This is a genomic window from Thalassotalea castellviae (assembly GCF_031846185.1).
Taxonomy (GTDB): domain Bacteria; phylum Pseudomonadota; class Gammaproteobacteria; order Enterobacterales; family Alteromonadaceae; genus Thalassotalea_H; species Thalassotalea_H castellviae.
Window position 1 is genome coordinate 339,839 of sequence record NZ_JAVRIF010000003.1, and the last position, 26,731, is coordinate 366,569.

At 37.2% G+C, this 26,731-nt stretch carries 27 protein-coding genes; 21 read left to right on the plus strand and 6 right to left on the minus strand.

Annotated elements, in window-relative coordinates; all coding sequences use genetic code 11:
* Positions 1–135 precede the first annotated feature (135 nt).
* From guaB to RM573_RS07880, 5 genes are all read left to right on the plus strand, one after another.
* Entirely contained in the window at positions 136–1,608 is a 1,473-nt protein-coding gene (gene guaB / locus RM573_RS07860; protein ID WP_311579783.1) for an IMP dehydrogenase, read from the plus strand.
* A 265-nt stretch (positions 1,609–1,873) separates the two neighbouring features.
* On the plus strand, positions 1,874–3,457 hold the full coding sequence (gene guaA, locus RM573_RS07865; RefSeq protein ID WP_311579786.1) for a glutamine-hydrolyzing GMP synthase: 1,584 nt from the start codon (positions 1,874–1,876) through the stop codon (positions 3,455–3,457).
* A 509-nt stretch (positions 3,458–3,966) separates the two neighbouring features.
* On the plus strand, positions 3,967–4,314 hold the full coding sequence (locus tag RM573_RS07870) for a RidA family protein (RefSeq protein ID WP_311579789.1): 348 nt from the start codon (positions 3,967–3,969) through the stop codon (positions 4,312–4,314).
* Between the two features lie 132 nt (positions 4,315–4,446).
* Positions 4,447–5,154 carry a glutathione S-transferase family protein gene (locus RM573_RS07875; RefSeq protein ID WP_311579792.1) on the plus strand — a complete coding sequence of 236 codons (708 nt, stop codon included), beginning with the start codon at positions 4,447–4,449 and terminating at the stop codon, positions 5,152–5,154.
* Positions 5,154–7,097, plus strand: coding sequence for a RecQ family ATP-dependent DNA helicase (locus tag RM573_RS07880; protein WP_311579795.1), 1,944 nt, complete (start codon positions 5,154–5,156; stop codon positions 7,095–7,097). The genes RM573_RS07875 and RM573_RS07880 overlap by 1 nt, the downstream gene beginning before the upstream one ends.
* 36 nt (positions 7,098–7,133) lie before the next feature.
* Here the strand turns inward: RM573_RS07880 and RM573_RS07885 are convergent, their stop codons facing one another.
* Both RM573_RS07885 and RM573_RS07890 read right to left on the minus strand, forming a co-directional pair.
* Entirely contained in the window at positions 7,134–7,670 is a 537-nt protein-coding gene (locus RM573_RS07885; protein ID WP_311580352.1) for a GGDEF domain-containing protein, read from the minus strand.
* Positions 7,652–8,230, minus strand: a complete 579-nt coding sequence (locus tag RM573_RS07890; RefSeq protein ID WP_311579798.1) for a hypothetical protein — start codon at positions 8,228–8,230, stop codon at positions 7,652–7,654. The genes RM573_RS07885 and RM573_RS07890 overlap by 19 nt, the downstream gene beginning before the upstream one ends.
* A gap of 181 nt (positions 8,231–8,411) precedes the next feature.
* Between RM573_RS07890 and RM573_RS07895 the strand changes: the two genes are divergently transcribed.
* Entirely contained in the window at positions 8,412–8,672 is a 261-nt protein-coding gene (locus RM573_RS07895) for a hypothetical protein (protein ID WP_311579801.1), read from the plus strand.
* Between the two features lie 84 nt (positions 8,673–8,756).
* Here RM573_RS07895 and RM573_RS07900 read toward each other — a convergent pair whose 3' ends face one another.
* Entirely contained in the window at positions 8,757–9,245 is a 489-nt protein-coding gene (locus RM573_RS07900; protein ID WP_311579804.1) for an FKBP-type peptidyl-prolyl cis-trans isomerase, read from the minus strand.
* Positions 9,246–9,263: 18 nt separating this feature from the next.
* Positions 9,264–10,238 carry a tRNA-modifying protein YgfZ gene (gene ygfZ / locus RM573_RS07905; protein WP_311579808.1) on the minus strand — a complete coding sequence of 325 codons (975 nt, stop codon included), beginning with the start codon at positions 10,236–10,238 and terminating at the stop codon, positions 9,264–9,266.
* 165 nt (positions 10,239–10,403) lie between these two features.
* On the opposite strand from ygfZ, the gene RM573_RS07910 reads away from it, so the two are divergent.
* Both RM573_RS07910 and RM573_RS07915 read left to right on the plus strand, forming a co-directional pair.
* Positions 10,404–10,667, plus strand: a complete 264-nt coding sequence (locus RM573_RS07910; RefSeq protein WP_303453082.1) for an FAD assembly factor SdhE — start codon at positions 10,404–10,406, stop codon at positions 10,665–10,667.
* Entirely contained in the window at positions 10,615–11,127 is a 513-nt protein-coding gene (locus tag RM573_RS07915) for a protein YgfX (RefSeq protein ID WP_311579813.1), read from the plus strand. Before RM573_RS07910 ends, RM573_RS07915 begins: the two co-directional genes overlap by 53 nt.
* 35 nt (positions 11,128–11,162) lie before the next feature.
* On the opposite strand, the gene nadB is transcribed toward RM573_RS07915, so the two are convergent.
* Positions 11,163–12,767, minus strand: coding sequence for an L-aspartate oxidase (nadB, locus tag RM573_RS07920; RefSeq protein ID WP_311579816.1), 1,605 nt, complete (start codon positions 12,765–12,767; stop codon positions 11,163–11,165).
* Positions 12,768–12,970: 203 nt separating this feature from the next.
* Here nadB and rpoE point away from each other — a divergent pair, with 203 nt between their 5' ends.
* The 12 genes from rpoE (at position 12,971) to RM573_RS07980 (ending at position 22,294) form a co-directional block, all read left to right on the plus strand.
* Positions 12,971–13,549 carry an RNA polymerase sigma factor RpoE gene (rpoE, locus tag RM573_RS07925; protein WP_311579819.1) on the plus strand — a complete coding sequence of 193 codons (579 nt, stop codon included), beginning with the start codon at positions 12,971–12,973 and terminating at the stop codon, positions 13,547–13,549.
* Positions 13,550–13,576: 27 nt separating this feature from the next.
* Complete coding sequence (locus RM573_RS07930; RefSeq protein ID WP_311579822.1) at positions 13,577–14,167, plus strand: sigma-E factor negative regulatory protein; 591 nt, start codon at positions 13,577–13,579, stop codon at positions 14,165–14,167.
* Positions 14,164–15,135 (plus strand): MucB/RseB C-terminal domain-containing protein, encoded by a 972-nt coding sequence (locus tag RM573_RS07935; protein ID WP_311579825.1) that lies wholly within the window; start codon positions 14,164–14,166, stop codon positions 15,133–15,135. The genes RM573_RS07930 and RM573_RS07935 overlap by 4 nt, the downstream gene beginning before the upstream one ends.
* On the plus strand, positions 15,132–15,593 hold the full coding sequence (locus tag RM573_RS07940) for a SoxR reducing system RseC family protein (protein WP_311579829.1): 462 nt from the start codon (positions 15,132–15,134) through the stop codon (positions 15,591–15,593). Before RM573_RS07935 ends, RM573_RS07940 begins: the two co-directional genes overlap by 4 nt.
* A gap of 161 nt (positions 15,594–15,754) precedes the next feature.
* Complete coding sequence (gene lepA, locus RM573_RS07945; protein WP_311579832.1) at positions 15,755–17,545, plus strand: translation elongation factor 4; 1,791 nt, start codon at positions 15,755–15,757, stop codon at positions 17,543–17,545.
* 10 nt (positions 17,546–17,555) lie between these two features.
* The gene (gene lepB / locus RM573_RS07950; protein WP_311579836.1) at positions 17,556–18,476 is read left to right on the plus strand and encodes a signal peptidase I; all 921 of its coding nucleotides are present in this window, start codon (positions 17,556–17,558) and stop codon (positions 18,474–18,476) included.
* Entirely contained in the window at positions 18,476–19,198 is a 723-nt protein-coding gene (gene rnc, locus RM573_RS07955) for a ribonuclease III (RefSeq protein WP_311579839.1), read from the plus strand. The genes lepB and rnc overlap by 1 nt, the downstream gene beginning before the upstream one ends.
* A complete protein-coding gene (gene era / locus RM573_RS07960) occupies positions 19,195–20,103 on the plus strand; it encodes a GTPase Era (RefSeq protein ID WP_311579842.1) in 909 nt (302 codons plus the stop codon). The genes rnc and era overlap by 4 nt, the downstream gene beginning before the upstream one ends.
* 22 nt (positions 20,104–20,125) lie before the next feature.
* Positions 20,126–20,806 (plus strand): DNA repair protein RecO, encoded by a 681-nt coding sequence (gene recO / locus RM573_RS07965; RefSeq protein ID WP_311579845.1) that lies wholly within the window; start codon positions 20,126–20,128, stop codon positions 20,804–20,806.
* Between the two features lie 9 nt (positions 20,807–20,815).
* Positions 20,816–21,550: a pyridoxine 5'-phosphate synthase gene (pdxJ, locus tag RM573_RS07970; RefSeq protein WP_311579849.1), complete on the plus strand. Its 735-nt coding sequence runs from the start codon at positions 20,816–20,818 to the stop codon at positions 21,548–21,550.
* Positions 21,551–21,554: 4 nt separating this feature from the next.
* Positions 21,555–21,935 carry a holo-ACP synthase gene (gene acpS / locus RM573_RS07975; RefSeq protein ID WP_311579852.1) on the plus strand — a complete coding sequence of 127 codons (381 nt, stop codon included), beginning with the start codon at positions 21,555–21,557 and terminating at the stop codon, positions 21,933–21,935.
* A 113-nt stretch (positions 21,936–22,048) separates the two neighbouring features.
* Positions 22,049–22,294: a hypothetical protein gene (locus RM573_RS07980; protein WP_311579855.1), complete on the plus strand. Its 246-nt coding sequence runs from the start codon at positions 22,049–22,051 to the stop codon at positions 22,292–22,294.
* Between the two features lie 89 nt (positions 22,295–22,383).
* Here RM573_RS07980 and barA read toward each other — a convergent pair whose 3' ends face one another.
* Complete coding sequence (barA, locus tag RM573_RS07985) at positions 22,384–25,257, minus strand: two-component sensor histidine kinase BarA (protein WP_311579858.1); 2,874 nt, start codon at positions 25,255–25,257, stop codon at positions 22,384–22,386.
* Between the two features lie 112 nt (positions 25,258–25,369).
* Between barA and rlmD the strand changes: the two genes are divergently transcribed.
* The gene (gene rlmD / locus RM573_RS07990; RefSeq protein ID WP_311579862.1) at positions 25,370–26,725 is read left to right on the plus strand and encodes a 23S rRNA (uracil(1939)-C(5))-methyltransferase RlmD; all 1,356 of its coding nucleotides are present in this window, start codon (positions 25,370–25,372) and stop codon (positions 26,723–26,725) included.
* Positions 26,726–26,731 lie beyond the last annotated feature (6 nt).

Genomic DNA, 26,731 nt, shown 5'->3' on the forward strand with positions numbered 1-26,731 from the left:
TATATTTGTTTAAACTATCTATGGCAATTTATTTCACTAAAATTTTAAAATTTAAGTTGTCCTAAGCTGATAAAACGGTTAAAATTCTGCCGCAATATTCACTCCCTAACCACACCTTTTTAGAGAGATGTTGCGATGCTAAGAATTGCCCAAGAAGCCTTAACTTTTGATGACGTATTACTTGTTCCTGCCCATTCAAAAGTGCTCCCACACACGGCCAATTTAAAAACTAAATTGACACGTAAAATTGATTTAAATGTACCCATGATTTCTGCGTCGATGGACACAGTAACAGAAGCCCGTTTGGCTATTACATTAGCGCAAGAGGGCGGCATTGGCTTTATTCATAAAAATATGACGATTGCAGAACAAGCTAAAAATGTTTCATTAGTGAAAAAGTATGAAAGTGGCATCGTTAGCGATCCTGTTACTGTTACTCCGAACGCTACGATTTTAGATACCATGAAACTAGCTGATGATTTGGGCTTTTCTGGTTTTCCTGTTGTTGATGATACCAATAATTTAGTGGGTATTATCACTGGACGTGATTTACGTTTTGAAACTGATTTAACTAAACCTGTTTCTGAGTTAATGACGGTTAAAGAAAAATTAGTGACGGTTGAAGAAGGCGCTGAACGAGAAGAAATTTTGTCGTTAATGCATGAACATCGTATTGAAAAAATACTAATGATCGATAGCGCGTTTAAATTAAAAGGTTTAATTACCGTAAAAGATTATCAAAAAGCGGAAAGTAAACCTAATGCGTGTAAGGATGAGTTAGGTCGTTTACGTGTTGGCGCTGCTGTTGGAGTTGGAGCAGGAACTGATGAACGAATTGATGCTCTAGTTGACGCAGGCGTTGATGTACTTTTAATTGATACGTCACATGGCCATTCTCAAGGTGTACTTGATCGCGTTAGCGAAACGCGACAAAAATATCCTGATTTACAAATTATTGCAGGTAATGTTGCCACAGCAGCAGGTGCGAAAGCATTAGCTGATGTTGGTGTTGATGCAGTAAAAGTTGGTATTGGTCCAGGCTCTATTTGTACAACGCGCATTGTTACCGGTGTTGGTGTGCCGCAATTAACGGCAATTTCAAATGCAGTTGAAGGATTAAAAGGTACAGATATTCCTGTTATTGCAGACGGTGGCATACGTTTTTCAGGTGATATTGCAAAAGCGTTAGTGGCAGGTGCTCATTGTGTTATGGTGGGTTCAATGTTAGCGGGTACGGAAGAATCGCCAGGTGAAGTAGAGTTATATCAAGGACGCTACTATAAATCATATCGTGGTATGGGCTCATTAGGTGCCATGGCACAAAAAGATGGCTCAAGCGACAGGTATTTCCAGAAAACTGATGGCGAAGCCGATAAATTGGTACCTGAAGGTATTGAAGGACGTGTTGCATATAAAGGTCCTGTTGCGGCAATCATTCATCAGCAAATGGGCGGGTTACGTTCATCTATGGGGTTAACAGGATCTGCGACCATCGAAGAAATGCGTGCTAAACCTGAATTTATGAAAATATCGTCAGCGGGTATGGGTGAATCACATGTGCATGATGTGACCATAACAAAAGAAGCCCCTAATTATCGTATGGGATAAAAAGGCTGAGGCCTTTTTTAACGATTTTGGCGTTGTCGATTCTCACCTACTAAAGTAGGCTCCGAGTCTCCGCTTTAAACTCGATAAAAAATACTCACAGCATATTGTTGCAGTAGTAAAAAATTTAAGCAGGCTGACTTTCATTACTATGATGTAAGAGAATTTCAGCCTGTTGTTATTTTTAGCAAGTTTTAAAATTAACATTTATAAAAAGTGCTGTTATTCAATTTTCAGCGCTTCACTTTAAAAGAAACAGGAATTATTCATGACGACAAATAAAGATATTCATGATTCACGTATTTTAATTTTGGATTTCGGTTCACAATACACGCAGCTGATTGCACGTCGTGTTCGTGAAATTGGTGTTTACTGTGAGCTTTGGGCTTGGGATGTTACTGAAGCGCAAATTAAAGAATTCAATCCTACGGGGATTATTTTAGCTGGCGGCCCTGAGTCAGTGACAGAGCTGAATTCTCCACGTGCTCCTGAGTATGTATTTAATGCAGGCGTGCCTCTTTTGGGTGTGTGTTATGGCATGCAAACGATGGCAGAACAATTAGGCGGCGGTGTTGAAGGTTCTGAACATAAAGAATTTGGTTATGCGTCAGTAGAAGTTATTGCAAAATCTGAATTATTAAAAAATATTGAAGATAACGTGAGTGAAAATGGCAATGCGTTATTAGACGTGTGGATGAGCCATGGCGATAAAGTGTCAGCTATTCCTGAAGGTTTTACTACTATCGCGCAAACACCAAGTTGTAAATTTGCTGCAATGGCGCATGAAGAGAAAAAATTCTACGGTGTGCAATTTCATCCGGAAGTGACTCATACTAAACAAGGTATGCGTATGCTTGAGCATTTTGTCGTTGATATTTGTCAATGTGAAAAGCTATGGACGTCGGCGTCTATCATTGAAGACGCTATCGCTAAGATGAAAGCACAAGTCGGTGATGACGAAGTGGTATTAGGTTTATCTGGAGGCGTTGATTCGTCAGTGGTTGCCATGCTTTTGCATCGCGCTATTGGCGATAAGTTAACCTGTGTTTTTGTTGATAATGGTTTGCTTCGGTTAAATGAAGGTAAGCAAGTGATGGATATGTTCGGTGATCATTTTGGTCTCAATATTATCCATGTCGATGCTGAAAGTCGTTTTTTAGATAGGTTAGCCGGTGAGGCGGATCCTGAGAAAAAACGTAAAATTATCGGTAATGTATTTGTTGAAATCTTTGATGAAGAAGCAAGTAAGTTAACCAATGCAAAATGGTTAGCACAAGGCACTATTTACCCAGATGTTATTGAATCAGCGGCTTCTGCAACGGGCAAAGCGCATGTGATCAAGTCGCACCATAATGTCGGTGGTTTACCTGAAGATATGGAACTTGGCCTAGTTGAACCATTACGTGAACTATTTAAAGATGAAGTCCGTAAAATTGGTTTAGAGTTAGGTTTACCTTACGATATGCTGTATCGTCATCCATTCCCAGGTCCTGGTTTAGGTGTTCGAATTTTAGGTGAAGTGAAAAAAGAATATGCTGATTTACTGCGTCGTGCTGATCATATTTTCATTGAAGAATTACACAAACATGATTTATACAAAAAAGTCAGTCAAGCGTTTACTGTATTCTTACCTGTGCGTTCGGTTGGCGTGATGGGGGATGCACGTAAATATGACTGGGTTGTAAGTTTACGTTGTGTTGAAACGATTGATTTTATGACCGCTCGTTGGTCTCATTTACCGTATGATTTCTTAGGGTTAGTGTCGAACCGTATTATTAATGAAATTGATGGTATTTCGCGCGTTGTTTACGATATCTCAGGTAAGCCGCCTGCGACTATTGAATGGGAATAATTAATTAAGCGTTGTTTAAACTTGCTGTAATTAACAACTTCATCGTCAAACGTACTCACTGACTAACGTCTGCTCCGTGCGATTTCCTTGAATTAGTCAATTACCTCTGCGTTAAAACATCACTTAACATATGTCTAAAGAAATCCTCAAAGTTGAAAGGCCTTGAGGTTTTCTTTTTTAAAGCAATATAAATAACCAAACCATGAAGTTAAAAGTTCTAGGGCGTGTTGATCGTTCAAGTTTGTTTTTGCAGCAATTTGCTTGGTATTTATACAAGGCAGCGCTTGCGCCGTGTAGTTATTCTACTCAAGTCAAGCGTTAACACAGTAGAACGGCCAAACAGATGCTGCCGAAGGGTTCAACTAAACGCCTCCTGCTCTTTGTTACTTGAATTAACCATAGAATGACTATGCAATAATCCAAGTGTCGCGATCAGAAGCCGTTTAATTTGAACGAAATTCATACAGCAAAGTTCAATACGCCCTAGTAGGAAGGCGATAGGGGTAAAAATGATAGAAAGATTAGAAACCAAACAACGCATGAGCCGTATTGTTAAACACAACGGCACGATATATTTATGTGGACAAGTGTGTGCAGATGCGTCAAAGGGGATTACTGAGCAAACGCAAACCATGTTAGATAAAGTTGAAACTTTGCTTGAGCAGGCCGGTAGCTCAAAAGAACATATGTTATCCGCCACTATTTATTTAAAAACAATGGCTGACTTTGCAGCGATGAATGCAGTTTGGGATGCTTGGGTACCTCAAGGTTATGCACCGGCGAGAGCTTGTGTTGAAGCGGCAATGGCACGTGATGTGTTATTAGTTGAGATTTCAGTAGTAGCGGCTGAAAAATAAAGCGTTTTACAACGTTTACATTTTTTCTGTCCTGAAACACTATTCACACTACTGTAATAATTTACAGTGGTGTTTTTTTTATGTATGCTTAATTTCTTTCTGGTGTGAATTTTATTAATTTAAGGATGAGTAATGATAAAGTTGTATGGTTTTGGCAGTGCATTTGGCGTGATTGATGCGAGCCCATTTGTGGTTAAAGTTGATTTATTTTTAAAGCTTGCAGGCATCGATTATCAATTTGTCGCCGATTTTAATAATTTAAAACAATCCCCTAAAAATAAATTGCCTTTTATAGATTATAAAGGTGAGAAAATTGCTGATTCTGCTTTTATTATTAAATACTTAACTGAAAAATATCAAATAAAACTTGATGATCACCTCAACGATGAACAACAGGCTCAACTGTCATTATATACTCACGCGTTAGATGAAAGTTTGTATTGGATCTTAGTATATTCTCGCTGGTCAAAAGAGGAAACTTGGCCTGTCATCAAAGAAGCCTTCTTTAACGAACTCCCACTCCCATTAAAGTGGTTTTTACCCAATATGTTGCGTAAAGGTGTGGTTAAAACTCTAGCAAGACAAGGATTTGGCCGACATAGCGAGTCTGAATTACTCACTAAAGCAGTGGAACACTTTTCTGCCTTATCAACTTTATTGGGCGATAAAGATTATTTTTTTGGTGAGCAAGCATGCTCTTTTGATGCCGTGGCTTATTCATCATTATGTCAATTTATCAGTGTCGATTATTTTAATAACTTTAATCAGCAAGCTAGAAAATATAAAAATTTAGTCGATTACTGCCAACGTATTGAAGCAAAGTACTATTTAAACTCGTAATGACAAATAAACTTACCAGTTCGCTAAAAGAAATAGTTGGTTTTGATGATTTTCGTCAAGGGCAAGAACAAACTATTGTCCAATTACTGCAAGGCCATTCATCGTTAGCTATTTTTCCGACCGGCTCTGGAAAATCTTTATGCTATCAATTTACCGCAACGCAACTGCCACATTTAACCTTATTAGTGTCACCTTTATTAGCGTTAATGAAAGATCAGTTAGCGTTTCTTGCAAGCAAAGGAATAGCTGCAGCCAGTATTGATTCAAGTTTAACCGCGGAGCAAAACCAACAAGTGATGGCCCAAGCAAGAAATGGTCAGTTAAAAGTATTAATGGTCTCGGTTGAGCGATTTAAAAATGAACGCTTTCGACAATTCATTAGCAAGGTGAAAATTTCAATGCTAGTGGTTGATGAAGCACATTGTATTTCTGAATGGGGTCATAATTTTCGTCCTGATTATTTAAAGTTACCATCCTATCAGCAAGCCTTAAATATTCCGTTAGTGTTATTACTGACAGCGACAGCGACGAAGAAAGTAAAATTTGATATGGCGAATAAATTTGCCATATCGGCAGTTCACATAGTGCAAACAGGCTTTTACCGTAAAAATTTAACCTTATCGGTTATTCCTGTGCTTGAACATGAAAAAAATCAACAATTAATAACCGACATCCAGCAACAAATAGGATGCGGTATTGTGTATGTGACTTTACAGCAAACGGCTGAGCAAGTGGCTGACTTTTTAGTGAAAAATGGTTTGAATGCACAGGCATATCATGCCGGTTTTGATAGTGAAATGCGTGCAGAAATCCAAGATAAATTTATGTCAGGCCACGTGGAAATTATTGTTGCTACTATCGCTTTTGGAATGGGGATTGATAAATCAGATATTCGCTTTGTTATTCATTATGATTTACCAAAATCTATTGAAAACTATAGTCAGGAAATAGGACGAGCAGGGCGAGATGGTTTGCCATCAAATTGTATTACATTAGCAAACTTAGATGGTTTAAATACGGTTGAAAACTTTGTTTATGGTGATACCCCCGAATTAAGTGGTATTGAGCATGTGCTGAGCAATATCAAAGACGAAAAACAAGCTGGTCGCTGGGAATTACAGGGGTTAAGTTTGTCGAATGCCAGTAACATTCGTCAATTACCGATGAAAACACTGTTAGTGCAACTTGAACTTCATCAAGTCATTAAGCCACTGTATGCTTATTTTGCTGATTTTAAATATAAATTTATTACCACTCAAGATGAAATATTAAATGCCTTTGAAGGAGAACGTAAGGCGTTTCTTCAGGCGGTTTTTCAGTATACTCAGTTCAAAAAAGTATGGGGTGAACCTGATTTTGAGCAATTATTTCAACATTATCAATGTGAACGAAGTCGAGTGGTTGCTGCGCTAGAATATCTGCAAGAATTAGGACATATCGTATTAGAAACGAAAAAAATCACTGAAGTTTTTAGCGTTAACGACACCGCTTTATCGACACCATTGTTAGCTAAAAAATTACATGATTACTTTCTCGAAAAAGAGCAAAGTGAAATAAAAAGAATTGCCGCATTGGTTCGTTTTTTTGAATTAGAACAATGCTTGACTCATCATCTATCGTTATACTTTGATGAACAAAGCTCGCCTTCCCATTGTGGTCATTGTTCTGTATGTAGTGGTCAGGTAGCAAAATTGACATATTCTTCCGTAGTAAACATGCCCAGTGATGAAATACTTAAAAAATATTTAGCAGAAGTAACTGAATTATTAAAAGCTAAAAGTCAAAATGACATCTCTGTTGAAACCTTAACTCGATTTTTAACCGGCTTGATGGTGCCGTTATTCTCGCGGACTAAAGTGAAACAGCTTTCCGGATTTGCTTGTTGCCAGCATATACGCTTTCAAGAAGTGAAAAAGAAAATTCAGGCACTTAATATCGCGTAATTGACATTGAAAAAAGATTAAATAGTTAAGCAATATTTAGCTTTCGGCTATTATATTAGATTGAATAAAACAATTTCGACCTTGTTCTTTTGCTAAATATAGTGCTTTATCAGCATTTTTCACCATGGTTGTTTTATCACTTGTTTTTGAAACTTGTTCGAGATGAAAGCCAATAGAACATGTAACGTATTTCCCCGCCTTTCCTTTACCGTGTTTAACTTTTGCATTTTGCCATTGTTCAATGATGGCTTGAGCAAATTCGACACACATGTTTTGGGTAACGTTAGAGATGATGACGATAAACTCTTCGCCGCCATATCTTGCCACGATATCTGCTTCTCGTTTAAATAATAAGGTTAAATTTTTAGCTTGAAGTTTTATTATTTTGTCGCCTTTCACATGACCATATCCATCGTTATAGTCCTTAAAATGGTCAAGGTCGATTAGAAAGACGCAAATAGATTGCTCTGTTCTTTTGTTTAAACACAGTTGTTCAGAAAATCGAGCTTCATAAGTACGTCGATTATAAATTTCAGTTAAGGGATCTGTTTGACTTAATTTTTCGAGGACAATATTCGCTTTTGAAAGTTTTTTAACGCAATTTCAACTTGTTTTACCCCCATTAAGCCGACGATTAATCCCACCAGGACAAAACCAAAATTAACACTATTTTGCGCACCATAAATTGGATAAGCAGTGATTAACAAGGCAAAACCTACAATGACAATGGCCGAAAAAGCAATGCCATATTTAAATGTTAATCTGAAGACAAATAAAGTAAATAAGCTATACATCACAGTTCCTTCATATGGGAACGCAAATTGCTCTATTTGCCAACAAGATAAAATAACCCAGTAGTTAACATAGACAAGGCTTAACATAATGAAGAAGAGGATTTTTTGGTAATGTTTTAAAAATAAGGGATGAAAGCTGAACAACAAAAATAAGCCACATAAAGGTAGCTGCATCAATACTCTCGATTGAATATAAAGGCTTGATAAGCTTTCAGGCAATAATTCAAGATCGGCGATCATAAAAGCAGCCAGTAAAGCTGCGCCAATAATAATAAGCAAGCGTACTTGTTTTAGCGAAAGGTTTGTTTGTTCTATTATTTGATTATATGAGCTTTTCACATGGCCATTTTATGAAAATATTTAACGTTATTAAAGACGAATATTCTTTAAATTTCAATTAAATACTGTGAAATTTTAAGTTTAAATGAATGATTCGCGATTTATTTTTTATATTTTTGTAATAAATTTGCACAATAACAGACTACATGATTAAGAAAGTCATTTGCTAAAGGTGAACATTATGGAAATTATTCAATTAATAGTATCAACCAGTGTTATTGTTGCAGGAATACTACTCGTTGGTTTTCTCAATAAACGTTATGAGTTAGGGCTTGAGGATAATACATCTGGAGGCTGGGCATTTTCAAATTGTGCAAGTTATCCAAAACGTTTGGCAGAAAAAGATCAAATTATTAAGAATTTATCTGAAAGAGTAGCCGTTTTAGAAAAGTTAGTCACAGATCCACAAGAGCAATTAAAGCAAGAGATTGATAGCTTATAAAGTGATGCAATCCCAATATATGTCTTTATAACCCCTGTTTTGTTGCCAAAAAAGCTGAAACACTTTTTTGGCAACATAGAGTTTTTAATGGCTATGACCACATCCGCCCTCGCCATGAACATGGCCATGAGCTAACTCTTCTTCAGTAGCGTCACGTACTTCTAATATTTCCACGTCAAATTTTAAATCAATACCAGCTAACGGGTGATTACCATCGACAGTGATTTCATCTTCTTGTACGTCAACTACAATAACCGTTTGCTCGCCTTCATCCGTAGTTGCTCGAAGTTGAGTACCAACCTCTAAATCTTCAATTTCTGCAAACATTGCTTTAGGAACCGTTTGAACATAATCATCAAAACGCTGACCATATGCTTGCTCGGCGCTGACTTCTACTTCAAATTTGTCACCTGCAACATGATCAACTAAAGCGTTTTCTAGGCCAGGAATTAAATAACCTGTGCCTTGGATAATTGATAACGGGCTATGATCGTATGAACTGTCGATTAATGTGTCTTCGCTATCAGAAACGGCATAATGTAAAACGACAACTTTCTTATCTGTTATTTGCATGGGTTCTCCTAAAGGTAATTATTCTTCATTAAGCGTATAAGGCAGATCAATGATGGAAAGCGAAGACGCAGGATGATCTTTTATACGTAATTGTGTGGATGACGTTATGTCGTTATTTAACACTGCTTGAATATAACATTGGCCATTATCGGCTTGGTAAATACTGGTTATATCCCCGGATTTACGCCAGTTTTCGCCTAACTGTTTTTCGATAACTTGGGTTTTTATTTCTCCCGTATTTTCACCTGAAAGGCTAAATAGGGCTTTTTTATTCTTGCCTAAATACTGCATACGAGCGACAGTTTCCTGTCCTAAATAACAGCCTTTAGTAAAGCTAATTCCTTGTATCGCTTGCATATTTAACATTTGTGGCACGTACTCATTGTCGCTTTGTAATGTTAACGATGGGATCCCTTCAAGGATCTCGAGTAATGTCCATACCTGACTTGAAAATACAGGAAATTCAAAACTGGTCATTAAGGTGTTGATATTTTCTGTTTCATCAATCATTAAGTAACGGGTCACTTTGCCAGCTATATAAACTAATGTGGTTGTATCTTGTTGAATGACCGGCGTTAAGTTATCAGGAATTTGAGTAAACTTCGTTTTTAATTTTTCTGTTGCTTGCTCGCCGACTACTGCGATAAAACTTAGTTGATCAGCGGGCAATATTTCAACTTTGGCAAAAACGCCAAATTTTTTCAATTCAGCCAATGATCCTTCAAGGGTTGATTTAGGTTGAAATAAAAGATGTTGTTGCTGACGATTAAATAAACGAAAACAAGAAAAAACTTTTCCTTTCGCATTACAGTGCGCACCATTTAGCAAACTTTTTTGCTCAAGTTCATTTACATCACAAGTGACTTGTCCTTGTAAATATTTACTTTGCTCTTCACCCATTAATGAAATTGCAGAGTAATCGTCCAATGAAATCAAGTAATTATTGGGTAAATTCTCTAATGAGGGCTTTGTTGTGTCTATTGTGATTGTCATAGCAGCTTAAAAAATATCAAAACATGACATAGTAATAGGGGCGAGAGTGTAAAAATGCAAGCGTTAGACTAAACTATAATTTACACTTTTCTTGTTATCAAATGATGGCGTTCAAGCCGTTGAGTTTGTTACAATAGCAGCAATATTGAGAACCAAGGGTGTACTATGTTAACTGTAGGGTCGGTAGAAAAAGACAAATCAAGATTAAAATGGGCGTGCCGCCGTGGCATGTTAGAGCTTGATGTGCTGTTTATGCCGTTTGTCGATGAAGCTTGGGAACATTTATCAGATGAAAACAAAGCAATCTTTGAGCGTTTATTAGTTTGCCAAGATCCTGAACTTTTCGCTTGGTTTATGGGACATGAGGAATGTAAGGATGCAGAACTCAACTCAATGGTGCAATTTATACTCGGGAGAGTCAAAGTATAATATCCGGTTAGTTAAATCGTCTAATCAACAGGCAATTCAGTACTGCATTGAGGCGATAACTTTATTGTTTGTTTGCTACATTATTCATCAGCTTTATATGCTGGCTATTATTGCATCTCCCCTTAAATCAACGGTGAATATTGCGTTAATTTTATTTATCGTGATTATTGTCATGAAAGGTTATCATCGCTTACCAAAGCATCAAATTAAGTATTTGGTATTGCACAATGATGGTTTAATAGATTGTGATCGCCATAGTCAATTATCGTTACACATGAATAGTCGTATCGGTTGGTTTGGTTGTTGGCTCATTTTAATTGATAGTCGTTCGAAACAGCTTGTTAATCCAATTAAACTTTTTATTTTTAAAGATAGTCTTTCCCCGCGAGATTATTGTCGGTTATCACGAGTTGTTTTATCGAATCATCGTAAAAAATCTACTTCACCTTCATCTCATTAAAACAAAAGGGTGCTTTCTAACCTTAGGTGTGTAAATTATAGATCTTCAGAAGAAAGAATTGTCATATTAATTTCATCACTTAGTTCAGGATAATCTAAAGTATAATGCAAACCTCTGCTTTCTTTACGCTGCATCGCACAATGAATAATTAATTCAGCAACTTGTACTAAATTTCTCAATTCTAATAAATTATTGCTCACTCGGAAGTTTTGATAGTAGTCTTCTATTTCTTGTTGTAGTAATTCAACCCGATGTAATGCGCGTTCTAATCGTTTAGTGGTTCTAACAATACCAACGTAATCCCACATAAACAGTCTCAGCTCATGCCAATTATGTTGAATAACGACTTCTTCATCAGAGTCAGTTACGCGGCTTTCATCCCAATCAGGCAATTCAATGTATTTTTCTGTGTTAGGTAAATGTTTTTCGATATCTTCAGCCGCTGCTTTTGCAAACACTAAACATTCCAATAATGAATTACTGGCCATTCTATTTGCGCCGTGCAACCCAGTATAAGAGACCTCTCCGATAGCATATAAGTTTTCAACATCAGTTTTGCCTTGCTTATTTATCATGACGCCACCACAGGTATAATGCGCTGCAGGTACAATCGGCATTGGCTGCTTAGTCATATCAATGCCTAAAGAAAGGGTTTTTTCATAGATAGTTGGGAAATGTTGCATGATAAATTCAGGTGATTTATGGCTGATATCTAAATACATGCAGTCAGCACCGAGGCGCTTCATTTCGTAATCAATGGCACGGGCAACTATATCGCGAGGCGCGAGCTCTGCGCGTTCATCAAAACTAGGCATAAAACGACTACCATCTGGTCGTCTTAAAATCGCACCTTCACCGCGAAGCGCTTCGGTTAATAGAAATGTACCGGCTTCAGGATGAAATAAACACGTTGGATGAAATTGATTAAACTCCATATTAGCAACACGGCAACCTGCACGCCAAGCCATAGCGATACCGTCACCGCTGGCAACATCAGGGTTTGAAGTATATTGATAAACTTTACTTGCTCCGCCGGTCGCTAAAATGGTTTTTTTAGCAAAGATACGTTCAACTTTTTCACTATTGCGGTTCCAAACATATGCGCCAATACAATGTTTGTTTTTGTCCTCTGAATTTTGACAAACTAAGTCAATGGCGTTGTATCGTTCAAAAACTCTTATTCTGTTATGGTTATTCACGCGATCAACGAGAGTCGTTTGTACCGCTTGCCCGGTAGCGTCTGCGGCATGAAGAATACGGCGATGGCTATGACCACCTTCACGGGTTAGGTGATATTTTACTTTGCCGTTATCATTATCGTTATCTTCTTGATCAAAATTAACCCCTTGTTCGATTAACCATTCTAAACAACTACGAGCATTTTCAGCGGTATACTGTACAATGTCTTCATTACAAAGACCTGCACCAGCAATTAATGTGTCGGAAACATGGGATTCAATACTATCATTTTCATCAAAAACAGCGGCAATTCCTCCTTGTGCATAAAAAGTAGAGCCATCGTTGACTCGGCCTTTACTTAAAATGACAACATCTGCATTTTTTGCTAAATGAAGAGCAAGAGATAAACCCGCTGCGCCACTGCCAATAATTAGCACGTCACAATTGTGTTGTTGATTCATAAATGATTGATTTTCATGTATCCTATTAGATAAATAAATTTTAACGTTTATTCGGCGCAGAGAACAGAAAAAACGGACTATATCGATTAATTTAAGTTTTTTTTTAATTTATTTAGAACTTTTTCACACAAGTCTAGTCCTACTTGATGTGTTTGCTATGAGCCAAATTGAAAAGTTAACGAGTTTTAGGAGTATTGGCTCGGATGAGCGAACAAAATGTCGACCAAGTTTTGGTTGAGCGGGTGCAACGTGGTGATAAAAATGCGTTTAACCTGCTAGTTACAAAGTACCAACATAAGGTGGCAAATTTAGTTTCACGCTATGTTAAAAATCATAGTGATGTTCCAGATATAGTACAAGAAGCATTTATTAAAGCGTATCGCGCTTTACCTAATTTTAGAGGGGATAGTGCTTTTTATACATGGTTATATCGTATTGCGGTTAACTGCGCTAAAAACCATATGGTTGCCAGTGGCAGAAAACCGCCAGGATCAGATGTTGAAATTGAAGATGCAGAGATTTATGATGCTGGTGATGCGCTAAGAGAAAATGCATCACCTGAAAAGTTATTATTAACCAAAGAAATTAAGAGTGTAATTTTTAATACTATTGAGCAGTTACCAGAAGATTTACGTACGGCAATAAATCTTCGAGAGCTTGAAGGATTAAGTTACGAAGAAATAGCTACGATTATGGAATGTCCTGTTGGCACAGTACGTTCACGAATTTTTAGAGCACGTGATGCTGTAGATAAAAAAATCAGGCCATTAATTCAACGCTAATTTTATCGGTTTTTTTAAGGTGTATATATGAGTGAAAGTAAGTTTGAGACAGTTTCATCATTAGTTGATAATTATCAAACCAATGATGATGTTTTTGACGAATTAGTTAAAGACAACCATATGTCCGAAACTTGGCAACGTTACCATATGATTGGTGATGCGATGCGAGACGAATTACCTCATTCGTTAAATACTGATTTATCTACAAGTATTGCTAATGCAATTGCTGAAGAGCCTACCGTTCTTGCGCCAATCGCGAAACCAAGCTTTACAGAATCTGTAAAAGCTAAAGTAGTACAATTTTCTAAACCATTTGGACAAGTTGCTATTGCCGCATCTGCCGCCGGATTAATGGTGATAGGTGTCCAACAAAATGTTGCAGAGACTGATCCTTTAGTTCCTAATCCAATTGTTCAAACTGTTCCTTTTGGTGGCATAGCTGAGCCAGTTAGCTTAAATTATCAACAAAATGATAGAGCTTCCAAGCAACAAGCCATGGTTGAACAACAACGACGTTTTCAGGCTCTATTACAAGATCATAAACAACAACTTAAATTTACAGCATTAGCGGAAAAAGCAGAAAATGCTGAAAAAGAGGTTACCAATCCGGTTAAATGAAGTTATTAATTTGTTTTTTAATGCTGGGGAGCTTAAGTTCTTCAGCATGGTCTGCTGAGACCGAATCTCCTGAAACAGCTGATGTATGGCTAGCTCGTCTTTCTCAATCTTTACAAACCTTAAATTTTAGTACATCTTTTGTGGTGGTTAAAAATAACCATGCGGAACCTTATCATTGGTTTCATGGTGTAACCGATAAAAATGTTGAATTAGAAATATTATCTTTACTTAATGGCCCTCGCCGAGATGTGCTTAGAAAAGATAACACGATTAGTTATATAGAGCCCGAATTACCGCCTTATTCCGTACTTTCCGCCAACCTTACGGGTCCAATTCCTAATATTTTAAGTGGTGATATTCATACGTTATCAACTACTTATAATTTTATACCTGTGGGTAAAAGTCGTATTTTAGGGCGTAGTGCTCAAATTATTCGCATCGTCCCTAAAGAAGCTAATAAGTACGGACATTGGTTATGGTTGGATGAAAAAACAGGGTTGTTATTAAAATTAGCAATTGTGACAGGAAAAGGACAACCACTTGAACAAGTGCAGTTTACTCATTTAGATATTACAGAACAACCTGCTGAGAGTTTGAAACAGCTACAAGACACTGAATTGCCAAACGTTGTTGATATTCCACATGGTTACCAGCAACAAAAATTATCATGGAAAGTAAATTGGCTTCCTGCTGGCTTTGAAAAAATTAATGCTAATCGTCATCGAATTGCTTCGACAAAACAACCAGTAGAATTTATTTTATTTGGTGACGGTTTGGTTGATATTTCAGTTTATGTGACTCAAAGCCAAGAAAAACAGCGTTCTGTAGATTATGTTATGGATGGAGCAACAGTTGCACTGAGTCAAGTAGTAAATGGTATAGAAGTGAGTGTTGTTGGCAAAATACCTTCCTTAACAGCGAAAAAAATAGCAGATTCGGTAACGTTATTAGTTAGGCCTCAACCATGATTAAAGAAGAGGCTCGGGTGACTGCAATAACACAAGATAGCGTGACGGTCGAAAGTATCGTCAAGTCTACCTGTAGTGGTTGTCAGCAATTAGAGTCCTGCGGAAGTGGCCAAATAGCGAAAGCGTTTCCTCAGAAAAAGACGACTTACACCGTCAGATCTGAATTATCGGTAAAAGTCGGGGATCGAGTTATAATTGGTTTGTCAGAAAAACTATTGTTATCAGCAGCTTGGCAAGTATATATCTGGCCTTTAATCGGCCTGTTTATAGGTAGCTTTTTAGGCCAATCTTTACTTGACGCTAACTTGATATCGCATGAATTGTGGGCCTTGCCAATGGCTATTTTGGGTGGCTATTTGGGGTATTTTCTCGCTAAAAGACAACAATTTATTATGCGTGATAAACCCGAGTGGCATCCTACCTTAATAGATGTTTTACCAACAAATAAAAAGGATTGATAGCTTAGTTTCAAAGCTTTTATCAAATCTTAATCATTAAATTAACCTAACTTTCCTCGATTATCGTTATTAATATTCAACAAAAGATAGCCCCAAGAGGCTAAATTAGCTAAAATCTCGCCACTATTGATTTTATAAAACGTTTAACTGAATTTTCATCTATGAAACATATCCGAAATTTTTCTATTATTGCCCATATTGACCATGGTAAGTCGACACTATCTGATCGTTTGATCCAGCATTGTGGCGGGTTACAAGACCGAGAAATGGCAGCACAAGTTCTTGATTCTATGGATATTGAACGTGAACGTGGTATTACCATTAAAGCACAAAGTGTCACGTTAGATTACCTAGCAAAAGATGGTGAAACATATCAGTTAAACTTTATCGACACGCCAGGTCATGTTGATTTCTCTTATGAAGTATCTCGCTCGCTCGCTTCATGTGAGGGAGCATTGCTTGTTGTTGATGCTGGCCAAGGTGTTGAAGCACAAACAGTTGCCAACTGTTATACCGCGATTGAAATGGATCTAGAAGTATTGCCGATTTTAAATAAAATTGACTTACCGCAAGCAGATCCTGACCGAGTTAGTGAAGAAATCGAAGATATTATCGGTATTGACGCGACAGGCGCAGTACAATGTTCGGCTAAAACAGGCATTGGTATTGAAGATGTTTTAGAAACGATTGTTGAAAATATCCCTCCGCCAGAAGGCGACCCTTCGGCTAATCTCCAAGCGTTGATTATTGATTCTTGGTTTGATAATTACCAAGGCGTAGTTTCATTGGTTCGAGTGATGAACGGTGAAGTTAAAAAAGGCGATAAAATGGTGGTGATGTCAACAGGACAAACCCATATTATTGATAAAGTAGGTATTTTCACGCCAAAACAAACAGATACTGGAGTATTAAAAACCGGTGAAGTTGGTTTTATCATTGCAGGTATCAAAGAAATACATGGTGCACCTGTTGGTGATACTATTACCATTGCCAAAAAAGAAGCTGCTGAGCAATTACCTGGCTTTAAAAAAGTACAACCACAAGTCTATGCGGGTATTTTCCCTATTAGCTCAGATGACTATGAAAATTTTAGAGACGCGTTAAATAAATTAAGTCTAAATGATGCATCGTTAGTGTTCGAACCTGAAAACTCATCGGCACTTGGTTTTGGTTTCCGCATTGGTTTCCTGGGTATGCTGCACATGGAAATTATTCAAGAGCGTTTAGCAAGAGAATATGATCTTGATTTAATTACCACTGCACCAACGGTAAATTATGAGATTGCTTGTACTGATGGTGAAATTTTATCCATTGATAATCCTGGTGATTTACCACCGATTAATAATATCGATGAGATCCGCGAGCCAATTGTCCAAGCTAATATTTTAGTACCACAAGAACATTTAGGTAATGTAATTACCTTATGTATCGAAAAACGTGGTGTCCAAAAAGATATTATTTATCATGGCAATCAAGTGGCTGTCACGTACGAGTTACCGATGGCAGAAGTAGTGATGGACTTTTTTGATAAGTTAAAGTCAACCAGTAGAGGTTATGCTTCTCTTGATTATCACTTTGTTCGTTTTGAAGCTGCGGATATGGTACGTGTTGATGTGATGATCAACGGAGATCGCGTTGATGCATTAGCAATGATCACCCACAGAACGAACTCAGTGTCTCGTGGCCGTATGTTAGTTGAAAAATTAAAAGAACTTATTCATCGCCAAATGTTTGATATTGCAATTCAAGCTGCTATTGGCAATAACGTTATCGCACGAACCACGGTAAAACAACTTCGTAAAAATGTAACCGCTAAATGTTACGGTGGTGATATTTCTCGTAAGAAGAAATTATTACAGAAACAAAAAGAAGGTAAAAAACGTATGAAACAAGTAGGTAATGTTGAAGTACCTCAAGAAGCGTTTTTAGCCGTACTTAAATTAGAGAATTAATAGGGAAAGCATGGCTGTTTATTTTTCAATATTTTTAGTAGTTCTTACTTCGGTTTGTGGCGTTATTTGGTTATATGACAGATACGTTTTATTACCACAACGTAAGTTAAAATTAGCAACTGCACAAGCGCAGTGTGAGGGTGAACTTAGTGAAGACGTTAAAGAGAAAATCTTAGCGATTCCTGTTTTTATTGATACTCCGGTACAAATTTTTCCGGTTATTGCGTTTGTCTTAATTTTGCGTTCTTTTTTATATGAACCTTTTCAGATCCCATCAGGCTCAATGATGCCAACGTTACTTGACGGGGATTTCATTTTAGTCAATAAGTTTAATTATGGCTTACGTGATCCGGTAGCGCGTAATAAATTTGTTGAGGTAGGATTACCTGAGCGCGGCGATGTTGTGGTGTTTAAATATCCGATAGATACGAAAGTTGATTATATTAAGCGGGTGATAGGTTTGCCTGGCGATCGAATCATTTATCGCAATAAATCGTTATATATCAAATCTGCCTGCACTGAAGCCAAAACAGAATGTAATGAATTCAAACAAGTAGAAACGACCTTTGTGAGTAACGGTGATTACAGTGATGGCAATGTAGAGTTGACTCGCTATACCTCAGCTATGCCTAATAAAACGCATGATATTTTAGTCAATAATCAAATATTGCCACGTACAGCACATTATTATAAACAGTCAGGTTCACAACGGGATGAATTTGTTGTGCCAGAAGGGCATTATTTTGTGATGGGTGATAACCGCGACAATAGTTTAGATGGCCGATTCTGGGGATTTGTTCCTGAAGAAAACTTAGTCGGTGAAGCAGTTTTTATCTGGATGAGTTTTGATTTCGAACGTGACGATTCGAGTTTCTTACCCCGTTGGGTTCCTACAGGAGTCCGCTTTGAACGCTTAGGTAGTATTCATTAATGATAAATAGTAATGCCCTTGCGATTAATCAATTATCTAAAAAACTTGGCTATCGTTTTCAAGAGCCAACTTTATTGATCCAAGCTTTAACCCATCGAAGTGCTAAAGGGGATCATAATGAAAGGCTTGAATTTTTAGGTGATTCTATTTTGGGCTTTGTTATTGCTGAAACACTTTATGATAAGTTTCCACAAGAAAACGAAGGCGATTTAACTCGAATGCGTTCTAGCCTTGTTAAAGGAGTCACGTTGGCAGAAGTGGCGCGTGGTTTTAATTTAGGCGACTATTTAATTTTAGGGCCTGGTGAACTCAAAAGTGGTGGTCATAGAAGAGACTCTATTCTTGAAGATGCGGTAGAAGCTATTATTGGTGCAATATATATCGATTCAGATATGGCGACGTGTAAGTCGCTTATTTTGTCATGGTTTGAACAACGCCTGAATGCTATTAAACCAGGTCAAGCTCAAAAAGATCCCAAAACCCGTTTACAAGAATATTTGCAAGGACGAAAAATAGCTTTGCCTATATATGAAGTGATTGATACTACGGGGCAATCCCATAACCAAGAATTTACCGTGCGTTGTACTACTTCAGAAATCGATAATGAAGTGATTACCAAAGGCACAAGTCGCCGTAAAGCGGAGCAATCAGCCGCAGAAAAAGTCCTAGAAATTATTTTAGCGAATAATGCCAAAGGTAAACGAACGAGTAAAAAATCATGACACAAAGTACTCATTGCGGACTCATTGCTATTGTAGGTCGCCCTAATGTTGGTAAATCGACTTTATTAAATAGCATGCTAGGTCAAAAAATTAGTATTACTTCGCGCAAACCACAAACAACACGTCATCGTATTTTAGGTATATTAACCGAAGATAATCATCAAGCCGTACTAGTCGATACCCCAGGCTTACATATCGATGAGAAAAAAGCGATTAACCGTTTGATGAATCGTGCGGCAAGTAGTTCTATTGCGGAAGTAGAGCAAATTCTATTTTTAGTGGAAGGCACCCATTGGACTGCGGATGACGAACTTGTTTTAAATAAAGTAAAAAATAGTGGCGCACCGTGCGTTTTAATCATCAATAAAATTGATAATGTGCAAGATAAAGAAGCATTGTTACCGCATTTACAAAAGCTAGGTGAAAAACATAATTTTACTGATATTGTGCCTATCTCGGCGAGTAAAGGGGATAATGTCGATAAAATTCGTGAAATTTGTTTTAAAGCTTTACCTGAAAGTGACTTTTGGTTTTCTGAAGATCACATCACAGATCGCTCAAGTCGATTTATGGCATCTGAAATAATCCGTGAAAAATTAATGCGCTTTACTGGTGATGAATTACCGTATTCAACGACAGTAGAAATAGAGCAATTTAAAGTAGATGAAAAAGGTATTCTACATATTAATGCCTTGATTTTAGTGGAACGTAATAGCCAAAAACGTATGGTCATTGGCAATAAAGGTGAGCGCCTGAAAACCATTGGCCAAGAAGCGCGTAGAGATATGGAGGAAATGTTTGAACAGCAAGTGTTCCTCGAATCTTGGGTGAAAGTAAAATCGGGTTGGGCAGATGATGAAAGAGCTTTACGCAGCTTAGGGTATGGCGATGATTATTCAGGCTAGATTTGAGTTGTTAATGTAAGCAATGAAAGAGCTTGAGCAACATGCCTTTTTATTACATTCACGACCACTTCGTGATAATCAGGTTATCGCTGAATTTCTCACAGAGTTAAACGGAAAAGTATCTGCAATTGTCTATGTGGGTACTTCCCTAAAATCTAACAAAAAAGCATTATTACAACCATTTACTCCTTTAATTATTGTCCTTAAAGGTAAAGGCAATTTAAAAACGCTTAATCGTATAGAAGTTAGTAGTAAGTCATTTTTATTGACCAGTGATCACTTATACAGTGGCTTTTATTTAAACGAATTACAAGTACGTTTACTCGGGGAACATGTCCCTTATGAAAACTTATACGGACTGTATAAACATTGTTTAGTCCAGTTGGCGGAAAAAAAATCGATAGAGCCGATATTAAGGCGGTTTGAGAATTCCTTATTAGAAGAGCTAGGTTTAACTATTGATTTTTCTGTGCTCAATGAGCAAGATGAACAATTTTATTACTTACCAGAGCAAGGTTTTATCCCTGTCGTTGAAAACTTAACTCAACCACGTTATTGCAAAGCGCATTTAGTCGCGATAAATAACCAAGACTTTAGTGATCTGGAAGTAAGAAAAACCCATAAAGTATTAATGCGACAAATTATTAATCATTTACTTGGTGGTAAACCGTTAAATAGTCGCCAATTATTTAAAAAAAGATAGAGAACATTCATGAGTGATATTTTATTAGGTGTAAATGTAGATCATATAGCAACGTTACGACAAGCCAGAGGCACCACTTACCCTGATCCAGTCCATGCTGCGTCTGTAGCAGAGCATGCTGGTGCAGACGGCATCACAATTCATTTACGCGAAGATCGACGTCATATTCAAGACAGAGATGTTTACGTCATGAAAGAAACCTTACAAACACGGATGAATTTAGAGATGGCTGTTACGGATGAAATGCTTGCCATTGCTTGTGAAGTTAAGCCTGTTTTTTGTTGTTTGGTTCCTGAAAAACGTCAAGAACTCACTACAGAAGGGGGCTTAGATGTTGCAGGTCAACAAGCTAAAATTAATCAAGCCGTTCATCAACTTGAACAAGCCGGTGTACAAACCAGTTTATTTATTGATGCCGATATAAAACAAATAGATGCTGCTGTTGCAAGTAAAGCACCTTATATTGAAATTCATACCGGTCATTACGCAGATGCTGTTACTGAAACTGAACAACAACAAGCGTTAACGAGACTTATTGAAGGGATTGAATATGCCCATCAGCAAGGTTTGAAAGTAAACGCTGGTCATGGACTAACCTATTTCAATGTTAAACCAATCGCGGCCATTCCTGAAATTATTGAACTTAATATTGGTCATGCGATTATCGCTCGTGCTGCCATTGACGGTTTAGATAAAGCTGTCAGAGATATGAAACAGTTAATGTTAGAAGCTAGAAGAGCATAACTGTATGTCTGTTGTTGGTATTGGTAACGATATCGTACAAATTAAGCGCCTTGCTGCTATGAATGAGCAGGCGTTAGAGCGTTTGGCATTAAGAATATTAACGCCAAACGAATATCGTTATTACAAAACCTTAAAGTTTCACATTTCTTATTTAGCCAAACGATGGGCAGGAAAAGAAGCCGCAGCGAAAGCCTTAGGTACTGGAATTGCGGAAGGTGTATCGTTTCAGCATTTCGAAATTGCATCACTGGCTAGTGGCCAACCGCAATTGATTTTAACTGAAGTTGCATTGAATAAAGCAAAATCACTTCAAGCAAATTCTTGGCATATTTCTTTATCTGATGAAAAAGACTATGCGACGGCTTTTGTTGTTTTATCAAAGTAAATTTCTTGATTTATCAAACACTCATCAACCAGTAACTATTTTAACCTGCTAAAACCTAAAATTTAAACTATACTGAAATAAATTGTGTATAAAATTTATACGGGTAATGTGTTATGCAGTCACAAAAACTTCCTACCGTTGATCGAAGAAGTGAGGCTCCTGAGCAATCTGTTTGGTGGTCAAAGCTATCTTTAGCACAAAAATTTTCAGCCAGTAGTCTAGGTAAATTTGGTTATGAATTAGCCTTTGTTAGAAATGAGAATGGTAAAAGTATTGCCGTTTTATTATGCAATGGAGGGGTGGCTGTTATTAGTGAAGATGGTGACATTAATACTTCTCCAGATATTAAAATTCGATAATATAGTCATTGTAAATATTACTAGCTTTGACATTTTTTGATTTTTATTTAGTCAAGCTTAATCAGAGTCGTGAATACACCATTTTGGTTTTATGAATAATTTTTTTCTAATAATTTATCTATTTCAGCAAATGCTTCATCCGCTAAACTCGACACTCGTTCAATATGTTCAAACAGTTCAAAAAATTCAGGTTCTAAATCATCAATGCCACTACCGCTTTTCAGTTGGGTTTCTATTTGATGTACTATTTTCCCAAGATCAGGTACACCAGTGTAACAGCATGCTCCATTAAGCTTATGTATAAACTCTTTTAATCGGTCAATATCTTGAGCCGTTAAAGCTTCTGATATGGTTAATTTTGTTTCCGGTAAGCTCTCTACTAAACCTTCAAGCATATCTCTTGCTAATTGTGGTTTTCTACCGGCTTTATTCATGGCATCTGGCCAGTTAATAACGGTTGAATGCTCAAATATTTGTACAATAGGATTTTGATTATCTTTAAGTTTGGCTGGTTTTAATGGTTTTTGTGATACCTCAAGTTCGTCAGCAAAGTTATTTTGAATATGGCTGACATTTGTAGTGTGACGGCCTAACAGGCGAATATCACAGTATTCATAAATAATATGGCGTAACATGCTTTCATCAATAGGTTTAGTCATGTAAGAGTTAAAGCCCTCTTTAAGCAGTTTGTCTTTTTCATCGCTTAGGGCATGAGCAGTCACGGCTATAATGGGAGTTCGATCATTGAAGGTTTGAGACTTTATATGTTTCAACGCGGAAATCCCATCCATGATTGGCATTTGAATATCCATAAAAATGATCGCGAAATTCTCATTCATACATAACTCTAGAGCTTCTTGACCATCTTTTGCGGTAACTACTTCACGTACTTGTTCTCGTAATAAAGCATTAATAAGTTTTAAGTTTGCTTCATTATCATCAACGGCAAGTACTTTAATATCTATTTTATTTTCTAACACTTCAGTCAGTGAGTGAGCAAAATCAAAATGTTGAGGCGTTAGTGCTTTACAAAGTCTTTCCGGGGTTAATGGTTTACTTAAACAGCTACTTGACCCCACAGCCATTAACGCTTCTTGTAAGTTAGGCGAATTACTATTGATGGCTAAATGAATGGATGGGATGTTCTCTTTGATAGAAACAATCAATTGCTTTAATTCATTTAAAGCCGTTGGGGTTATATCATGGGCAATTAATGCAAAGTCGAAGGTATTGCCTTTTGCTAAGGCATTACTAATTTCTTCGAGGCTGATCACCGGAAATACTTTCATATTCCAGCTTTCTAATATTTCACTGGTTGCTATTCTGCTATGAGTGTGTGGTTCAAAATATAGAATAGTTTTGTTTGCCAATGACGCAGGGTATAAAAAAGCATCATCTGGAATAGGATTAATTTCACATTGAAAGGTAAACCAAAAGGTTGAGCCATTTTTTTCATCACTGATAAAATTAATTTCTCCCTTCATTTCTTTTACGAGCCGTTGTGAAATCACTAACCCTAGGCCTGTACCACCATATAAACGTGTCACGCTTTGATCTGCTTGCCCAAAAGCTTCAAATATAGACGCTTGTTGAGAGGTATTCATACCAATCCCGGTATCATTGACCGTTACTTTTAACGTGGCTTTATTTTCATCAACATCGGCTTTATCGATATCAATATTAACACAACCTTTATCGGTAAATTTAATTGCGTTGCTCGCTAAATTAATGATGACTTGTTTAATGCGCATAGCATCGCCAATTAACGAATCAGGTATTTGCGGTGCAATTCTTAAAGAAAGTTCTATATTCTTTTTATGCGCACCAGGCGCTAATAATGTAATGGTTTCTTCTACCGTTTCTCGCATTGAAAAAGGAATTTTTTCAATGACCATTTTACCTGCATCTAGCTTTGAAAAATCAAGAATATCATTGATGATTGCTAATAAATTCGCGGCAGAACGTTCAATCGTTTGTAAATAATCGCGTTGGGTATCTGATAATGGGGTTTTTAACACTTGTCGAGTAAAACCGATCACGCCATTTAACGGCGTTCTTAATTCATGACTCATGTTCGCTAGAAACTCAGATTTTACTTTATTGGCTTCTTGCGCCTTTCGCTTGGCAATATCTAACTCAACGTTTTGAATTTCAAATTGCTCAAGGCTTTCTCTTAAATCAATGGTGGCTTGATCGATACTTTGTTGCATCTCATCATGATAATCTCCTAAAGATTCCGCCATGGCATTCACACCATTTTTAAGAAAATTTAATTCACCAATTAGTTGGCCAGTAACACGGCTTTCCAGCTTACCTTCTCGTATGCGGTCAACCGCTTGCACCATAGAAGTAATAGGGCGTGTAAAGCTTTTAATAAGTCTTGTTGAGAAAAAGGCACTGATCAAAACGCCAAATAACGCTATTGCATAAGCCATCATGATCTGACTTTGCTGAGCAAGTTTGATGTGATTCTTATTGATTTGCATGGCAATGTAACCAACGATAACTTGAGCCGATGAAGTAGTAGAGATCACTTCATCATCACTTTTTTCATCAATAATGGGAGTGCGAAAAATAATGTAATCGTCCGTAAATACAGAAGAAGTGGTTAACGGAATTTGTTCGCCAGCATCAATACGCATCAGTTCAGTATCACCATTGTAGGCACTAGCAACAAGTACCTGATTATCTTTCGAAAAAATGGTTATACTTTTAATAATCGAAGATTGGGTACGATGGGTAAAACCCACTAAATGTCTTAATTTTTCTCTGTCAGTATTAATAACGGCTTCTGTGGTTGCTATCGCTAGAGGTTCAATAATACTTCGAGCACGATCACTTAGGTGGGTATTAAGCTCAACATAACGGCTATAAGAAAAATAACTAGCAATACTAAAACCAATGATAGTAGTCGGTACTATTGTTAGTAAAATAACCCAGTCTTTTAGGCTTAATTTATACATTTAATGTGAGACTCTTAATGCCAAGATTTCGTGAAGATTTTTAGTATAATTGGCATTATAATGGCACATCAGCAAGTAAATTTATAGCGCTTAACAATAGGTCTCAATTTTTGTGGCAAATTTCTTTAAAGTAACCCCGAAAACCCAAAAACTGGGTCAACAATGCACCGTAAATATTTCTCGTTTAGATGCTAATGGATGTGGAGTTGCTCACTATCAACAAAAAAACATTTTTATTGATGGCGCATTGCCTTCAGAAACCGTGGTGGCTAAAGTCATTGAACAAAAAAGTAAATACTATCGCGGTAAGCTGGTTGAAATAGTCACAGCGGCAGAACATCGGGTAAAACCGAGATGTCAGCACTTTGCTCGTTGTGGTGGTTGCGATATACAGCATTTGGCATCTGAAGAGCAATTGTCATTTAAACAGCAAAAAATTACCGAACTCTTTGCCCGAAATGAAGTTATTCAAGGGAGGCAGTCAAACAATCAATCGTTGAAAATAAAGCGTGAACTGCCATGGCAGACACCGATAACCGATCAAGAATGGCATTATCGCCGTAAAGCTCGTATTGGTGTGCAATATAATAAAAAAGGCCAAGCAACTATTGGTTTTAGACAAAAGGCCAGTAATCAATTAGTGGCGATTAAAACATGCCCTGTGTTAGTTGAGCCATTCGATTCGCTATTTTATTCACTAAATGTACTTATTGCAGCCGTATCAGGTAAAAACCCCATTGGACATATTGAAATCATTGCTTCTAATGTTAATACGTTGATAATTAGACAATTAGTAAAAATGTCAGTACAAGATCGAGCGCTTTGGTTGGTCTTTGCTCAACAACATCAATGCCAAATTATGGTGGATGATGGGCAGTCAATTTTACCGCTAACCACTTGTGAAGAATTAAGTTATCAAATTGATACTGATATCAACATCACATTTAATCCGGATAATTTTATTCAGGTAAACCATCAAATAAACACTAAAATGGTTGCTATGGCCATGGCATGGTTAGCCTTAACACCGCAAGATACTGTCCTTGATTTATTTTGTGGGTTAGGCAATTTTAGTTTACCACTGGCGAAAAGAGTTAACAGGGTTGTAGGTGTCGAAGGTGTTGATGAAATGGTTGTGCAAGCACAACAAAACGCTCAAGCAAATCAATTAACGAATTGTCAATTTTATCAAGCAGATCTCAATAATGATTGGCAGTCTTACCCTTGGAAAAATGAAACCTATACCAAAGTGTTGATCGATCCTGCCCGTGCTGGCGCTTATAAAGCGATAGCTCAACTGGTAAAATTAAAAATACCGCAGTTGTTGTATGTAAGTTGTGATCCCGCAACGTTAGCAAAAGATAGTCAACTTTTATTAAGCCAAGGCTATAAAATTGAAAAAATTTCTTTAATCGATATGTTTTCACACACAAAGCATATTGAGACTATGGTATTGTTTGTTCGTTAACTTTTT

What these genes read in the sequence shown, in the direction of transcription:
- RM573_RS07880 (WP_311579795.1), top strand. Translation starts at nt 5,154, where the DNA reads ATGACAAATAAACTTACCAGTTCGCTAAAAGAAATAGTTGGTTTTGAT.
- recO (WP_311579845.1), top strand. Translation starts at nt 20,126, where the DNA reads ATGAAAGAGCTTGAGCAACATGCCTTTTTATTACATTCACGACCACTT.
- era (WP_311579842.1), top strand. Translation starts at nt 19,195, where the DNA reads ATGACACAAAGTACTCATTGCGGACTCATTGCTATTGTAGGTCGCCCT.
- guaB (WP_311579783.1), top strand. Translation starts at nt 136, where the DNA reads ATGCTAAGAATTGCCCAAGAAGCCTTAACTTTTGATGACGTATTACTT.
- RM573_RS07940 (WP_311579829.1), top strand. Translation starts at nt 15,132, where the DNA reads ATGATTAAAGAAGAGGCTCGGGTGACTGCAATAACACAAGATAGCGTG.
- pdxJ (WP_311579849.1), top strand. Translation starts at nt 20,816, where the DNA reads ATGAGTGATATTTTATTAGGTGTAAATGTAGATCATATAGCAACGTTA.
- lepA (WP_311579832.1), top strand. Translation starts at nt 15,755, where the DNA reads ATGAAACATATCCGAAATTTTTCTATTATTGCCCATATTGACCATGGT.
- lepB (WP_311579836.1), top strand. Translation starts at nt 17,556, where the DNA reads ATGGCTGTTTATTTTTCAATATTTTTAGTAGTTCTTACTTCGGTTTGT.
- RM573_RS07895 (WP_311579801.1), top strand. Translation starts at nt 8,412, where the DNA reads ATGGAAATTATTCAATTAATAGTATCAACCAGTGTTATTGTTGCAGGA.
- rnc (WP_311579839.1), top strand. Translation starts at nt 18,476, where the DNA reads ATGATAAATAGTAATGCCCTTGCGATTAATCAATTATCTAAAAAACTT.
- nadB (WP_311579816.1), bottom strand. Translation starts at nt 12,767, where the DNA reads ATGAATCAACAACACAATTGTGACGTGCTAATTATTGGCAGTGGCGCA.
- RM573_RS07980 (WP_311579855.1), top strand. Translation starts at nt 22,049, where the DNA reads ATGCAGTCACAAAAACTTCCTACCGTTGATCGAAGAAGTGAGGCTCCT.
- RM573_RS07935 (WP_311579825.1), top strand. Translation starts at nt 14,164, where the DNA reads ATGAAGTTATTAATTTGTTTTTTAATGCTGGGGAGCTTAAGTTCTTCA.
- rpoE (WP_311579819.1), top strand. Translation starts at nt 12,971, where the DNA reads ATGAGCGAACAAAATGTCGACCAAGTTTTGGTTGAGCGGGTGCAACGT.
- acpS (WP_311579852.1), top strand. Translation starts at nt 21,555, where the DNA reads ATGTCTGTTGTTGGTATTGGTAACGATATCGTACAAATTAAGCGCCTT.
- RM573_RS07915 (WP_311579813.1), top strand. Translation starts at nt 10,615, where the DNA reads ATGCAGAACTCAACTCAATGGTGCAATTTATACTCGGGAGAGTCAAAG.
- guaA (WP_311579786.1), top strand. Translation starts at nt 1,874, where the DNA reads ATGACGACAAATAAAGATATTCATGATTCACGTATTTTAATTTTGGAT.
- barA (WP_311579858.1), bottom strand. Translation starts at nt 25,257, where the DNA reads ATGTATAAATTAAGCCTAAAAGACTGGGTTATTTTACTAACAATAGTA.
- RM573_RS07910 (WP_303453082.1), top strand. Translation starts at nt 10,404, where the DNA reads ATGTTAACTGTAGGGTCGGTAGAAAAAGACAAATCAAGATTAAAATGG.
- RM573_RS07875 (WP_311579792.1), top strand. Translation starts at nt 4,447, where the DNA reads ATGATAAAGTTGTATGGTTTTGGCAGTGCATTTGGCGTGATTGATGCG.
- ygfZ (WP_311579808.1), bottom strand. Translation starts at nt 10,238, where the DNA reads ATGACAATCACAATAGACACAACAAAGCCCTCATTAGAGAATTTACCC.
- RM573_RS07930 (WP_311579822.1), top strand. Translation starts at nt 13,577, where the DNA reads ATGAGTGAAAGTAAGTTTGAGACAGTTTCATCATTAGTTGATAATTAT.
- RM573_RS07870 (WP_311579789.1), top strand. Translation starts at nt 3,967, where the DNA reads ATGATAGAAAGATTAGAAACCAAACAACGCATGAGCCGTATTGTTAAA.
- RM573_RS07900 (WP_311579804.1), bottom strand. Translation starts at nt 9,245, where the DNA reads ATGCAAATAACAGATAAGAAAGTTGTCGTTTTACATTATGCCGTTTCT.